Below are 13,495 nucleotides of genomic sequence, written 5' to 3'. Positions count from 1 at the left end.
TTTTATTCAACAGAAACCAAGAAATTATAAACTGGTTGGCCACCATCATGAACTTCAAATTCAAGATCATCGTGATTTGCCTTTAAACCATCTACTACTTGTTCAGCCTGCTTCTTATTGGAATCACGACCAAACATAATTGTGATAATTTCTGAATCCTCATCCAGCATTTTTTCAACCATATTAATCGCCGCTGTTACCAAATCAGGATTATCTACTTCAATGTCACCATTAATAATCCCCAGATAATCATTAGCATGGACTTCAACGTCATTAATTGTTGTATCACGGTTAGCTTGCGTCACTTCACCAGAAACAACGGTATCAAGGTCTTCGGTCATGCTGTCAACATTTTCCTCAACTGACAAGTCAGGATCAAAGGAAAGCATTGCCGTTAAACCTTGCGAAATAGTCTTAGTAGGCACAATACCAACAGGAATGTCGCTAACTTCAGCGGCCTGCTTGGCAGCCATCACAATATTGCCGTTATTTGGCAGCACAATTGCTTTTTGCGCACCAGATTTTTTAATAGCGTCAATAATATCTTGAGTTGATGGGTTCATCGTTTGACCACCAGAAATAATGCGGTTAACGCCTTCGCTTTCAAATAACTTGCGAATACCATTACCAGAAGCCACAGCGATCACTGCAAAATCAACGCTTTCTTGTTGTTCATCACTATCGTTAACAATCGTTTCGTGCTGAATCCGCATGTTATCAATCTTGATTTTGCCTAATTGACCAAACTGACTGCCGTATAAGAAAACATCACCAGGATGTTCAGTATGAACGTGAACCTTAGCAACTTCATCATCGGAAACAGCTAATAACGAGTCTCCAAGCTCAGACAAATGATTTCTGAATTCTTCCAGATTAAACGGCTTTTTATCTGGAATATCAGCGGTCAAATCAACCATGATTTCAGTACAGTAACCATTTTTAATATCTTGCGTTGACAATTGCGTCTGCACTGATTGATGGTGCATGGCATTAATCATTTCGTCCATTTCGCCTTCATCTGGCTGGTAGCGATCAGCAAAACTCTCACCCAAAATACCTTCTAAAAAGCCTTCATAGATAAAGAGTAATCCTTGACCACCAGAGTCAACAACGCCAACTTGCTTCAAAACTGGCAACAAGTCAGGTGTCGTCTTCAAAGACTTCTTGGCACCATTGACAATTGCTTCCATAACTTTTTCAACATCATCAGTTTCGTTAGCCTTATTTGCTCCCTCTTGAGCCGCCACCCGCGCAACCGTCAAGATTGTTCCTTCAACGGGCTTCATTACAGCTTTATAAGCTGTCGCAACACCGTTTGAAAATGCATTAGCAAGCTCCTGGGCATTTAAAGTTTTCATGCCTTGAGTGGCCTTATAAATGCCTCTAAAAAGCTGCGAGGAAATAACGCCGCTATTACCACGAGCCCCCATAAGCATTCCTTTTGCCAAGCTTTCAGTTAGATCGCCTACACTTGTACTGGTATTTTGAGCAACGGCCTTTGCACCACTTTCAATAGTTAAATTCATGTTAGTACCAGTATCGCCATCAGGAACTGGAAACACATTAAGTGAGTTAACAAACTCGGCATTGCGCCCCATTCGGTGAGTAGCCACTCGTACCATATCTCTAAATTTGTTACTATCTATTTCCTTTAAAACCAATATTCTAAACCTCCGATTGAGTTACTCGTCAAGTACCTTAACACTTTGAACGATTACGTTAACAGCTCTTGTGTCAATTCCAAGTTGATTCTTCAAACTGAATTTAACGCTGTCTTGTACATTACGACTAACTTCAGAAATCTTCAAGCCGTAGCCGACAATAATATAAACATCAACCGTAATTTCATTATCTTCTGATTTAACAACAACGCCACGCTTGTAATTTGCTCGGTTCAAAATGACGTCAACACCGTCACGAATCGCGTTCTTTGACGCCATACCAACAACGCCATAATTAGACGTAGCCGCATTACCAACAACAGTTGCGATTACTCCGTTTGAAATATCAATCAAACCGTTTTTTGTTTTGATTTTAACAGCCATGTTTATCCTCCGTCTCATTGCTTCTTGTGTATGATTCTATTTTATCATAGTAAACCAAGATAAATACAAAATCCATTCACAAAAAATACTTTTGTAGTTGCATTACGCTAAAAGTTATGCTATCTTAAATAAGTATGAAAACACAAGTAAAGGAGGTTTAGCAAATGGCAAAAGATTATATTACAGGTAAAAAGACCACTTTTGGTAACACACGTTCTCACTCATTGAATTCAGCTCGTCGTGCTTGGAAGCCAAACCTTCAAAAAGTTCGTATTCTTGTTGATGGTAAACCAAAGCGTGTATGGGTTTCAACCAAGACTTTGAAGTCTGGTAAAGTGACTCGTGCCTAATATACATAAAAAACTGCTGGATTAATTTCTAGCAGTTTTTTTATTACGCTAAATTAAAAGCCAATTCTTAGAAATTCTAGGAATTGGCTTTTTTAATTAAATATTTTGATAACGATCAATATCTTTAGCTTGGATAACAGCAACAGTCCCCTTGATAAACGACAAATTAAATGAATTTGCCTGCGGCAAAAATTCGTTAGAACTAAATGCCACCGGATAGGAACCATCATAATCTAACAAATTATATTTGGCATTAGTAATATTTAACTGCGTTACTGCTGTAAGCGAAACAACGCCAAAATAGGTGTAACCTTTTTGCCGCAACACAACATGACTGCCAGAATTATAAAAATTAATGAGGTTTTGCCGGTCCAATATTTCAACTTGCTCGGCAAATTGATTAACTGCCGGATTTAGCAACATCAGCAAATTTACCAAAAAATGATCAATACGCCCACCAGTAGCACCCAGCAGCGTTAGTTTTTCAACTTGATAATCGTTAAAAACATCCCTAATCATCAATTCGGTATCGGTGAAATCTTTTTCTGGGACTGAATAACGCACATCTGGGACATCACAAGCAATTTTAGTTAATTCTTTTTGCTTTAAGGAGTCAAAATCACCAACTGCCAGATCAGGAGTAAAACCCAATTGCTCAAGTAAAATACTGCCGCGGTCAACTCCTATCAAGAGATCGCCGCGACACTTTGCAGTTAATAATATTTGCTTAATTTCTTGCGGCCATTCGGCTTCCGGACCACCTAATAACGCAATTGCCTTCATCGCAATATCTCCGTTAGTTCTGCTACCTGTTTGGCAATTTGCCCCTTGCCAAACAAATATGAACCAGCAACAAAAATACTTGCTCCAGCAGATTGAGCAATCTGGGCGGTTTCGGCATCAATGCCGCCATCAACCTCAATTGGCAGCTTGCCTTGCAGCAATTCATTGGCCCGATTAATTTTATCAATCATTTCTGGAATAAACTTTTGCCCACCAAAACCTGGATAAACAGTCATTAATAAGACTTGATCAAGCTTAGCTGCAAATTTAGGCAAGACTGTTATCGGCGTATCGGGGCTAAGCACAATACCAGCTTTGACATGATGCAGATTTAAATAAGTTAGCCACTTATCTAATTTTACTTCAGTCATCGCCTCATAATGCAGCTCAATTAAATCGGCGCCAGCACTAACAAACGCTGGCACAAAAATATCCGGCTTGTCGCTCATTAAATGGATTTCTGCCGTAACTTCAGGAAATGCCCGCTTAAAATCACTGACCAATTGCGGACCAAAAGATAAATTAGGTACAAAGTGGCCATCCATAATATCAATATGAACCCGGTTAATTCCAGCTGCAACAGCTGCTGCAATGTCACTTTTGAGGTTTAAATTATTCGCATTTAAAATCGAAGGTGCAATTAACATCTTATCTCCTTATTTCAAATATTCGGGTATCCGGCCATTGGCAATCTCATTGTGCATCAATAAATAATCATCGTAGCGACTCTGGCGAATTTTGCCCTCGTCTACAAGCTGCTTAACCGCACAGCCAGGTTCTTTAAGGTGCTGACAGCCGCGGAACTTGCAATTAACGCTCGCTTTCTTAAACTCGACAAAATAATTGCAAAGTTCATTTAGTTTGATTGGCGTAAAGTCAATCGCGGAAAATCCCGGCGTATCTGCTAAAAAGCCCTTACCTAAGCTAAATAGCTGAACCGTTCTAGTCGTATGCTTACCGCGGTTTAAACTTGTTGAAATTGCAGCTGTTTCTTGTTGCAAATCCTTTTTTAGGTGATTAATTAAGGTCGACTTGCCAGCACCAGACTGCCCTGCCAGTGTCCAAATTTGGTCCTGCATAATTGCCTTAGGCAACTTGGTAGCTAGCTTGGTCCAATCATCATAAACGGGATAACCAATTGCGGCATAATAATCAAGCTCCTGCTTAATTTTCTGCAGTTTAACCGCACCAACAATATCACTTTTCGATAAATAAATGCTAACGGCAACCTTTTGCCATGCAAAAAACGTCAAGAATCGGTCAAGTAGTTGCAGAGAAAAGTCTGGTTCAACCGCCGACATCACCAGTAAAACATGACTTACATTTGCCAAAGCTGGCCGTCCAATCAGGTTCTTGCGTGGCATAATCGCAACCAAATAACTGGTTCCTTGCTCATCAATTTGAATTTGGACGTGGTCGCCAACTGTTGGCTTCTCCTTGTTTTTACGAAAAACTCCGCGTGCTCTTGTGCGCACAACCCCAGATTGCGTCTGCACATCATAAAAGCCAGCAATCAGGCCAATAACAATTCCTTCGACTTGCTTAGTCATTTATTTCACCTTTTCATTTAATATTGTTTGACCATCGCGCACAACTCGCAAACTACCGGCACCGTTTTTCAGTGAAAATGGAATTGAAAAATTAGTATCTCGCTTAATATATAAGTCGCGATAAATATTGCTGAGAGAATGATTATCATCGGAAACATAGATTTGCACGTGGTTACCATGACCACCCGAAGTATTTTCAGAATCATAGTTAACGGTAAAGGTTTTAATCGCAGATGAATCCTCTTTTTCTTTTGGCCCCTCTGACAAGCTCACAGTCACCGTGCTATTGCGCGGCAATTGCGTACCAGCTGCTGGACTCATGGAAATAATCTTGCCTTTTTTAACTTTATCAGAATACGTTGAGGTCACTTGCAAGGTTAAGCCATGCTGATGAGCATATTCTTGGGCATCTTTTAGCGTGTAATTCTTCAAATTTGCCAATTTAATTGAGTTACGGCGAAGTCCATCATCGCGGCCCTTGGATACAACTAAAGTGACTGTTGTCTGGTTAGGTTTAACCTCAACATCGGCAGCGATACTTTGGCTGATGACGTGATCAGGTGGCACGTTAGGCGAATATTGGGTGTCTTTAATAACATCAAAGCCCAATTTTTGCAGTTTTGCCACGGCTGCATCATAGTCTTCACCTGTTACGTCGGGCACGCGCACCATCCCAGCACCATCTGAAATATAAAGATCAATTGGCCGCCCCTTCTTACTTTGCGAGCCAGCAGGCGGTAAGGTCTCAATTACGCGGCCCTGATCAATACTATCTGAACTCTTATGCTTAATATGACCGACCTTCAGGCCAACTTTTTCTAGCTGAACTCGGGCACTTTTTTCAGTTAGATTAGTGACATCGGGAATCCGGACGTCTGCATGGCTGCTAAGAACTAAAAACATTAATCCGACAACTGCAGCCGCAGCAATGGCAATAAATAGCCACCACCATTTATTTTGCCGTAGACTAGCTAACAAACCATTCTTTTTAAGCGGCTGCTGCTCTATGTCTTTACCCTGGTCTTTTTCTTTGGCTGTCTCGGTCTTGCGACTGGGCTTAAAGTTAGGCAGAACAATTGTTTCGTCATTATTTAGACCATGATTAGGAATAAAAACCGGCTCATCGGCACGGCTACCGTCAAGACTTGTGTCTAAGTCAGCCTTCATTTCTTGAGCAGTGCTATAGCGATCTCGTGGGTCCTTAGCAGTGGCCTTTAAGACCACATTTTCTAATGCCTGGGGGACTTTTGGGTCTTTTAATTTAATTGACGGAATCGGCTCTTGAGCATGCTTCAAGGCGATGGCAACAGCGGTGTCACCGTTGAACGGAACCGTGCCAGTAATTAATTCATAAAGAATAATTCCTAGCGAATACAAATCAGATTGCTTGGTAACCAGTCCGCCGCGTGTTTGTTCTGGAGACATGTAATGAACTGAACCAATTGCAGAATTAGTCTGAGTCACGGAATTTTGGTTCAAAGCCACCGCGATGCCAAAGTCGGCAATCTTAATATTGCCGCGTTTATCCATCAGAATATTTTGCGGCTTTAAATCGCGGTGAATCACATTATGTTTGTGCGCCAAAGCCATAGCACTCAATATTTGATCCATTATCCGAATCACATCGCGCAAGTCCAGCGGCGAATTCTGCCGGATATACTCTTTTAAGTCTGGACCCGAAACGTACTCCATCACCATGTAAGGCAGGCCATAATCCGTTCCAACATCCAGTACCATGACAATATTTGGATGGCTTAACTCACTAGTTGCTAATGCCTCACGTTGAAATCGAGCTAGGGTCTGCGGCTCACGCTGCAAGTCCATTCGTAAAATTTTAACGGCAACTTTACGCTGCAAAATGATGTCTTCAGCTAAATAAACGTTAGCCATCCCGCCTTCGCCCAGCGTATCAATGATCCGATAGCGGTCGCCTAATAAATACCCTTTATCAATCACTGCTGATCACCGTCCTCGTCAACTACAAGGCAAACGGTAATATTGTCGCCACCACCTAAGCGGTTAGCTTCATTGATTAATTTATGGCAGCGTTCCTTTAAAGACAATTCTTTGGTTGCCAAAATTTGTTGAATCTGGGGGTCACTTAACGAATTGGTCAGCCCATCTGTACATAGCAAAATCACGTCATTATCATGCAAAGTTATCTGGCGAAATTCTGGATCAATTGTGCTAGAAACGCCAAGTGCTTGCGTAATAATATTTTTTTGCGGGTGGTGCTTGGCTTGCTGTTTAGTAATTTGGCCAATTTTAACAAGTTCATTAACCAGCGAATGATCTTCGACTAACTGGATAAACTTGCCCGCCGTATAACTGTATGCCCGCGAGTCGCCTAAGTGTGCAATTAAAGCTTCTTGTGCAAAAACTACGGCCAAGACAATCGTCGTGCCCATCCCATTCAAATCGGGAAAACGGTCAGCAGTCTTTAAAATCGTCTCATTTTCGGAATTAAGCTGAACATCAAGCCACTTACGAGCACTGTCACAATCAGTAAAGTCAGTTACACCAAAGCTATGGCCTAAATGGCTAACAGCCATTGTCGAGGCAACATCCCCGCCCTGATGGCCCCCCATGCCATCACAGACAATTGCCATAGTTGCACCGCTCTTATTTTGAAAAACTCGTACAAAATCTTGATTGCTTTTCCGTATCCGACCGATACTCGAAGCGTATGCTGTTTTAATCAAAACTCTAACCTCGCCTTACAAACTTAGCAATGAAAAAGCCATCACTGCCATAACTATCAGGTAAAATCTTGAGCATCCCTTCTGGTGCATCAATTTTGCCCGCTTTAAACGCCTGCAATTCAAATTCAGGATGTTGCTTTAAGAATGTCTTGACTACTGCCTCATCCTCTTCAACGGCAATGGTACACGTAGAATAAACTAGTTCGCCATTCGCCTTTACCAGACCACTTAAATGATCAAGTAATGCTAGCTGCACTTTTTGCAAGTTAGTTAAATCACTCAAACTCTTGGTATAACGGATTTCCGGCTTGCGGCGTAATAATCCCAAACCAGAACAAGGTGCATCAACCAGAATTTTAGCAAATTGACCTTGCGCAAAAACTTGGTCGGCCTTGCGAGCGTCCATTGCCTTAGTGACAACGCGCTCGTTCACATTCATTCGTTCAGCATTCTGCTTAACCAGCCGCAACTTATTTTCATGAATATCGAGCGCAGTCACGTGGCCAGTTGCCAATTGTTCCGCAATCTGCACGGTTTTGCCACCAGGTGCACTACAAGCATCCAGCACTTCTTCATCACCCATAAAATTGAAAGCATTTACCGCTAAACTAGCAGCTTCATCTTGAATTGTCAATTTACCATCTTGAAATAACGGTGTCTCACTGACGCCGCCGCGATCTAAAACTAGCTCGTCACTTGTTAAGGCTGACTCTTCTGAAGCAAAACCTAAATTTATCAGCGCTTTAATTACTTCTTCAGTATCTACTGAGCGGGCAACGCGCACCGTATTTTTAGCGGGCAAATTGATACTGGTCAAAATACTGCTCGTGCGTTCAAACCCCCAATTGTTAATTAAATATTGCACTAACCATTCAGGCACACTCTCCCTGACGCTCAAGTATTGTACGACATCCTTTTTATCGGGTAAGACTGACCCGCGACGAATTAGCGCATGCAAAATACCGTTGACAATTTTAAAACCGGTTGAATGCGGCTTACCGAATTGCTTAGCCAGCAGATTGGCCTCATTGACTGCTGCCCTGTTAGGCACTTTATCCAAAAATAAAATTTGGTAGCTCGACATCAATAATAGCGGCAACAAATAATCTTCTTTAAGCTTGGTCTTAACTAGGTCATGCAGCTGGTATTCTAAATAAATTTTGTATTGGATCGTGCCATAAACTAGGCGCGTACAAAAATTCCGGTCTGCTTGACTTAATTGCGAATGCCGCAGACTGTTATTCAAGCTAATGTTTGAGTATGAGCCATCGCGCAAAACGCGAATCAGTGTTTGCAGCGCGACTGCACGCGCACTTTTAGTCGTCGACAATTTGTTCTCCTACCGTATATTTACTGCCTTGACCGTTTAAAAAGTTGTTAACGGTCATTTTCTTTTTACCCGCTGGTTGCAATTCCAATAAGTTCAACACCGTTCCTTGCGCAAAACTGATTGCAAAGCGGCCATCGTTTGCAACTAAACTACCTGCTGGCAGTTCTGTTTGCTCTGAACTAACTTCTGCTCGCCACACCTTTAGGCGTTTGCCAGCAACTGATAAATAGGCACCAGGATCAGGATTAAGCCCGCGAATTAAGTTGTTAGCCTGTGTTGCCGTTAGTGTCAGCTTAATTTGCTCCTGGTCTTTTTGAATATTAGGTGAAAATACAACTTTGCTTGCATCCTGCGGCGTCTTTTGGTTTGGATTGGCAATAATCTGTGGCAAAGTTTCAAGCAGTAAGTCACGGCCTAGCAATGATAGTTTGGCAAACACGCTGCCAGTGGTGTCTTCTGGTTCAATCTTTAATGTCTTTTGGGCATAAATATCGCCGGCATCCATCTTCTTGACCATTTCCATAATTGTTATTCCCGTTTCGGAATCGCCATTGATTAGTGAATACTGAATTGGTGCCCCACCGCGATATTTTGGCAATAATGAGCCGTGCACATTAACTGCCGCAATTTTAACTGAATTTAAAAATTTGGTCGGCAAAAATTGCCCGTAGGCAGCAGTGATAATTAGGTCAGCGTGCAAGGCAATTAACTCTGCTATTTCTGGCGAACCCGACAATTTTACTGGTTGAACTACCGGCAGATTAAGTTCTTCCGCGGCCACCTTAACTGGTGTTGGGGTAACTTTTTGCTTGCGGCCCACCTTTTTATCTGGCTGAGTAACAACCGCTTTAATATCATAATTGTTTCTTACCAGTGCTTGTAAAATCGGCACCGCAAAATCGGGTGTCCCCATAAAAATAACTGATGTCATTGACATTCTCCTTTACATAATTCGCTCAGGCTCATTGTCGATATACACGCTTAAGCCGTACTTCTTTACTTCCTGCGCTGAGTCCTGAATTTGGTGTAATAAATTATTTAAGTTAACTTCTTTTTTATATTTTACCAGTATTTGATAATAATATTTGTTTTTTAGACGAGAAATTGCACTCGGTGTCGGTCCCAAGACAATCGTTGCTGGATGCAAGTTAGCTTGCAAGCGACGTTTAATCTTAAATGCTTCGCGAGCAGCATTTTGCTCCTTTTTGGCTGCAACCGATATTAATACCGTATAGAAATACGGCGGATAATTGCCTGCGTGTCGCATCTGCATCTCATAGGCATAGAAGCGTTCATAATCCTGCGTTTGTGCCAGCTTAATTGCATAATGATCCGGATTAAAGGTCTGAATGATGACCTCACCCTTTTTTTCAGCACGACCAGCTCGGCCGGCAACTTGGGTTAACAATTCAAAAGTCCGTTCGGAAGCATTATAATCTGGCAGCCACAAGCCCGTATCTGCATTAACAACCCCAACAAGCGTAACATTGGGAAAGTCTAGTCCTTTGGCAATCATTTGTGTCCCTAGTAAAATATCTGCTTCGTGGTTCCCGAATGCATCCAAAATCCGTTTAAATGCTCCCTTGCGCCGTGTTGTGTCAACGTCCATCCGCAAAATTCTTGCACTTGGCAATAGCGAATTTAATTCTTCTTGAACTTTTTGCGTACCTGTCCCTAAGAAACGAATCTTAGAACTTTGACAATTAGGACATTTGCGCGGAATTGCTATTGTATAGCCGCAGTAATGGCATTGCATTTGTCCCGTGTCCTTGTGCATTGTTAGCGATAGATCGCAATTAGGACACTTCATAACGTAGCCACATTCGCGGCACAACATAAAGTTGGCAAAGCCGCGCCGATTAAGCATCAATATCACTTGCTCTTTTTTAGCCAATCGTTCTTGAATTGCAGTAACCAATTGTACTGTCAGATCTAGTTGCCCACCAGCAAAGTCAGCCTGCTTGAGGTCAATTAAATTAACTTCAGGCAACTCCTTTTGGTTAGCCCGTTTGGTCAATTTTAATAACTGATACACACCCTTTTGTGCTCGGGCACGGCTACCAAGTGAAGGTGTGGCACTTCCTAATACTAAAGGGCAAGAATTATATTTACTGCGCCAAATAGCAACATCCCGAGCATGATAGCGCGGATTGTCTTCCTGCTTATATGAAGATTCATGCTCCTCGTCAATGACAATAAGGCCAATGTTGGTTAAGGGTGCAAAGACCGCACTACGTGCGCCGACAACGACTCGCACTTCGCCGCGGCGGATTCGCCGCCACTCGTCATACAATTCGCCTTCTGACAAGCCACTATGTAACACCGCCACTTGCTCACCAAAGCGTCCTTTGACTTGACTCACCATTTGCGGCGTTAGCGAAATTTCCGGCACCAGCATTAGCGCATTTTTTCTACTAATCAGGGTTTGGTTGATTGCATGCAAATAAACCTCGGTTTTTCCGCTGCCCGTAATCCCCTCAAGCAAAAAAGTCTGCGGCTTGGCTGATTGAATAGCAGGCACAATTTGGTCTAGTGCAGCTTGTTGCTCATCGTTCAATGTAATTTTGGCATGAGGATGCTTATTCTTGGTGAAAGTAGCAAGTGGATCACGATAAACTTCCAGTGCCGACTTCTTCAGCCAGCCTTTTTTAACAGCACTTGTTAATGGGGCTGTATTAACTTGAGCTATTTGCTCTAATTGGCTTTGCAGCATCGGGAAGGCAGAAAAGTTTTCAATTATCGCCATCAGCAGTTGCTTTTGCTTAACCGCGTTTTGTCGTAAGGACTCATAAAGGTTAATGTAGTCTTTTTTAGTTAATACCAAGGCATACTGGTTTTGCGTCTTCACCTTAGCTCGATTTTCAACCAAATATTCAATTCTAGCATTATCATTACGAAGTAATTTGCGAATCGCCGCAATCTCCTTGGCATCAGTCACTTTATTTAAATCAATTGGCTCGCCCTGAAAAAATGGTAGCTTCTTTGCCTGAGGAGATTGTGGTACCAAAATTTTACGATAATTCGCCCGCATCACTCGCGGCAGCATTGCCTTTAACAGCGTAATCCGATACGAAAATATACGGTTAGCCAGTTCTTTAGATAACTCTACTAACTCTGGTGTTAACGGCGGCATTTCGTCAACAACTAGTAATAAGTCCTTTAACTTACCTTGAAACTGGCTGCTCTCAGTCAGGCCAACCACAAAACCCTGCAATTTTCGCGGACCAAATGGTACAAACACTCGTGAGCCAATTTCGACATTACCAACTTCATCAGGAATATGATATTCAAAAATCCGGTCCGTTTGCTTAGCTGCAATATCTACAATTACTTGCGCAATCATTTAATCACCTTGAAAAAAATGACCTCCATCACTTGCGGATGAAGGTCATGAAATTTAACCAACTTATTGATTAACCTCGCGATGTTCGGGATCAACGGTAACTTTACCGGCTTCGATTTCTTCCAGCGCCTTACCGACAGGCTTTAGCGACTTGTAGCTCTTTAATGCTTCTGGATCGCCAGCCTCTAATTCATGTGCTCTCTTAGCAGCAAGCACTGATAACGAATAACGCGAATCAACACGTGCTAATAATTTGTCAATTGATGGATATGTAACTCTCATAATTAGTCCTCCCTGACCATTTTCCGGTAAGTATCAATTACCCGTTTGACGCTAACATGCTCGGCATCAACAATTGCTTTAATATGATGAACAGCATTTGCCACCTCATCATTAACAACTGCATAATCATAATCTTGCATTACCAATATTTCTTCTCTGGCCTGCTTGATGCGACCCATAATGATGTCTTCTGATTCTGTGCCACGATTTTCCAAGCGCTCGTGCAAAGTGTGTAAGTCTGGTGGGGTTAAGAAAATAAAAACTCCATCCGGCATTTGTTCACGCACTTTTTGCGCCCCATTAACGTCAATCTCTAACAACACATCTTTACCCTGCTCCAGCATTTTTTTCACTGGTGTAAGCGGCGTCCCATAATAATGGTTCACATATCTATTATATTCTAGAAGTTCGCCATGGTTAATAGCTTGCTTAAAACGTTCTTCTGAAACGAAAAAATAATCTTTGCCATTAACTTCGCCAGGTCGCGGCTTACGCGTCGTCATTGACACTGAATATTCAAACGGAAAAACTTTATTCTTAACTATTGCACTTTTAACGGTTCCTTTGCCAACTCCTGAAGGACCCGAAAGGACAAGTAACAAACCTTTATCTGCCATGCCATACTCCCCTATAAAAAGCTATTAAGTCTATTTAAAACTAAATGTAACAGTTTTTCAAGTTAATAAGTTTTTTAAACAAATTTACGCCAAACACTTGTTTTCGTAAACAGATGTTCGTATAATGAGCTTATCAAACAAATGTTCGCTACTTTTGAGGGGTGCTTTAATGAAAAACTCGCTTAAGAAAATTTACCACTATCTATTTACTTATGATGATGACAGACTAAGCATTTATAACCAAGCTTATCGCCATATTTTAACTACCCTAAACTTTGCTCTGTTGCACCGTGATTTTGTAATGATTACCTATCCAAACGACACAAGTGAAATCGGCCAGATTGTTAAGCGTGTATCGGCTGGACGTTTTATCTTACGTTCTAATGATCGCAAGATATTAAAAATAATTGACGTCAGCAATATTTTTCGGATTGATTTAGCTTAACAAAAATAGCCAAAAGCTCGAGAACTAAAAATTCTCGAGCTTTTTTGA

General features: G+C 41.7%; 14 protein-coding genes. 2 read left to right on the top strand and 12 right to left on the bottom strand.

Annotated elements, in window-relative coordinates; all coding sequences use genetic code 11:
- Positions 1-2: 2 nt before the first annotated feature.
- Both PT287_RS06500 and PT287_RS06495 read right to left on the bottom strand, forming a co-directional pair.
- Positions 3-1,661, bottom strand: a complete 1,659-nt coding sequence (locus tag PT287_RS06500) for a DAK2 domain-containing protein (RefSeq protein ID WP_277133599.1) — start codon at positions 1,659-1,661, stop codon at positions 3-5.
- A 21-nt stretch (positions 1,662-1,682) separates the two neighbouring features.
- Positions 1,683-2,045 carry an Asp23/Gls24 family envelope stress response protein gene (locus tag PT287_RS06495; RefSeq protein ID WP_277133597.1) on the bottom strand — a complete coding sequence of 121 codons (363 nt, stop codon included), beginning with the start codon at positions 2,043-2,045 and terminating at the stop codon, positions 1,683-1,685.
- 164 nt (positions 2,046-2,209) lie between these two features.
- Here PT287_RS06495 and rpmB point away from each other — a divergent pair, with 164 nt between their 5' ends.
- Entirely contained in the window at positions 2,210-2,395 is a 186-nt protein-coding gene (gene rpmB / locus PT287_RS06490; RefSeq protein WP_277133595.1) for a 50S ribosomal protein L28, read from the top strand.
- 96 nt (positions 2,396-2,491) lie between these two features.
- Here the strand turns inward: rpmB and PT287_RS06485 are convergent, their stop codons facing one another.
- The 10 genes from PT287_RS06485 to gmk form a co-directional block, all read right to left on the bottom strand.
- The gene (locus PT287_RS06485) at positions 2,492-3,178 is read right to left on the bottom strand and encodes a thiamine diphosphokinase (RefSeq protein WP_277133594.1); all 687 of its coding nucleotides are present in this window, start codon (positions 3,176-3,178) and stop codon (positions 2,492-2,494) included.
- Positions 3,175-3,825 (bottom strand): ribulose-phosphate 3-epimerase, encoded by a 651-nt coding sequence (rpe, locus tag PT287_RS06480; RefSeq protein ID WP_277133593.1) that lies wholly within the window; start codon positions 3,823-3,825, stop codon positions 3,175-3,177. The genes PT287_RS06485 and rpe overlap by 4 nt, the downstream gene beginning before the upstream one ends.
- A 9-nt stretch (positions 3,826-3,834) precedes the next feature.
- Positions 3,835-4,728 carry a ribosome small subunit-dependent GTPase A gene (gene rsgA, locus PT287_RS06475; RefSeq protein ID WP_277133591.1) on the bottom strand — a complete coding sequence of 298 codons (894 nt, stop codon included), beginning with the start codon at positions 4,726-4,728 and terminating at the stop codon, positions 3,835-3,837.
- On the bottom strand, positions 4,729-6,684 hold the full coding sequence (gene pknB / locus PT287_RS06470; protein WP_277133589.1) for a Stk1 family PASTA domain-containing Ser/Thr kinase: 1,956 nt from the start codon (positions 6,682-6,684) through the stop codon (positions 4,729-4,731).
- Positions 6,681-7,430: a Stp1/IreP family PP2C-type Ser/Thr phosphatase gene (locus PT287_RS06465; RefSeq protein ID WP_277133587.1), complete on the bottom strand. Its 750-nt coding sequence runs from the start codon at positions 7,428-7,430 to the stop codon at positions 6,681-6,683. The genes pknB and PT287_RS06465 overlap by 4 nt, the downstream gene beginning before the upstream one ends.
- 4 nt (positions 7,431-7,434) lie before the next feature.
- Positions 7,435-8,760 (bottom strand): 16S rRNA (cytosine(967)-C(5))-methyltransferase RsmB, encoded by a 1,326-nt coding sequence (rsmB, locus tag PT287_RS06460; protein WP_277133585.1) that lies wholly within the window; start codon positions 8,758-8,760, stop codon positions 7,435-7,437.
- Positions 8,747-9,691 carry a methionyl-tRNA formyltransferase gene (gene fmt, locus PT287_RS06455; RefSeq protein WP_277133583.1) on the bottom strand — a complete coding sequence of 315 codons (945 nt, stop codon included), beginning with the start codon at positions 9,689-9,691 and terminating at the stop codon, positions 8,747-8,749. The genes rsmB and fmt overlap by 14 nt, the downstream gene beginning before the upstream one ends.
- 12 nt (positions 9,692-9,703) lie before the next feature.
- Positions 9,704-12,103 (bottom strand): primosomal protein N', encoded by a 2,400-nt coding sequence (gene priA, locus PT287_RS06450; protein WP_277133582.1) that lies wholly within the window; start codon positions 12,101-12,103, stop codon positions 9,704-9,706.
- Between the two features lie 63 nt (positions 12,104-12,166).
- Positions 12,167-12,385 carry a DNA-directed RNA polymerase subunit omega gene (gene rpoZ, locus PT287_RS06445; RefSeq protein ID WP_277133581.1) on the bottom strand — a complete coding sequence of 73 codons (219 nt, stop codon included), beginning with the start codon at positions 12,383-12,385 and terminating at the stop codon, positions 12,167-12,169.
- Positions 12,386-12,387: 2 nt separating this feature from the next.
- Entirely contained in the window at positions 12,388-13,002 is a 615-nt protein-coding gene (gene gmk, locus PT287_RS06440; protein WP_277133580.1) for a guanylate kinase, read from the bottom strand.
- A 169-nt stretch (positions 13,003-13,171) separates the two neighbouring features.
- Here gmk and PT287_RS06435 point away from each other — a divergent pair, with 169 nt between their 5' ends.
- Positions 13,172-13,447: a hypothetical protein gene (locus PT287_RS06435; protein WP_277133578.1), complete on the top strand. Its 276-nt coding sequence runs from the start codon at positions 13,172-13,174 to the stop codon at positions 13,445-13,447.
- Positions 13,448-13,495: the final 48 nt, after the last annotated feature.

This window comes from Lactobacillus sp. ESL0679 (genome assembly GCF_029433515.1).
Taxonomy (GTDB): domain Bacteria; phylum Bacillota; class Bacilli; order Lactobacillales; family Lactobacillaceae; genus Lactobacillus.
The sequence above is the reverse complement of the archived record's forward strand: the minus strand, read 5'-3'. Positions and strand labels throughout refer to the sequence as shown.

Coding starts and splice junctions, on each gene's coding strand:
- PT287_RS06495 (WP_277133597.1), bottom strand. CDS start 2,045: ATGGCTGTTAAAATCAAAACAAAAAACGGTTTGATTGATATTTCAAAC.
- rpmB (WP_277133595.1), top strand. CDS start 2,210: ATGGCAAAAGATTATATTACAGGTAAAAAGACCACTTTTGGTAACACA.
- PT287_RS06485 (WP_277133594.1), bottom strand. CDS start 3,178: ATGAAGGCAATTGCGTTATTAGGTGGTCCGGAAGCCGAATGGCCGCAA.
- rpe (WP_277133593.1), bottom strand. CDS start 3,825: ATGTTAATTGCACCTTCGATTTTAAATGCGAATAATTTAAACCTCAAA.
- rsgA (WP_277133591.1), bottom strand. CDS start 4,728: ATGACTAAGCAAGTCGAAGGAATTGTTATTGGCCTGATTGCTGGCTTT.
- fmt (WP_277133583.1), bottom strand. CDS start 9,691: ATGACATCAGTTATTTTTATGGGGACACCCGATTTTGCGGTGCCGATT.
- priA (WP_277133582.1), bottom strand. CDS start 12,103: ATGATTGCGCAAGTAATTGTAGATATTGCAGCTAAGCAAACGGACCGG.
- rpoZ (WP_277133581.1), bottom strand. CDS start 12,385: ATGAGAGTTACATATCCATCAATTGACAAATTATTAGCACGTGTTGAT.
- gmk (WP_277133580.1), bottom strand. CDS start 13,002: ATGGCAGATAAAGGTTTGTTACTTGTCCTTTCGGGTCCTTCAGGAGTT.
- PT287_RS06435 (WP_277133578.1), top strand. CDS start 13,172: ATGAAAAACTCGCTTAAGAAAATTTACCACTATCTATTTACTTATGAT.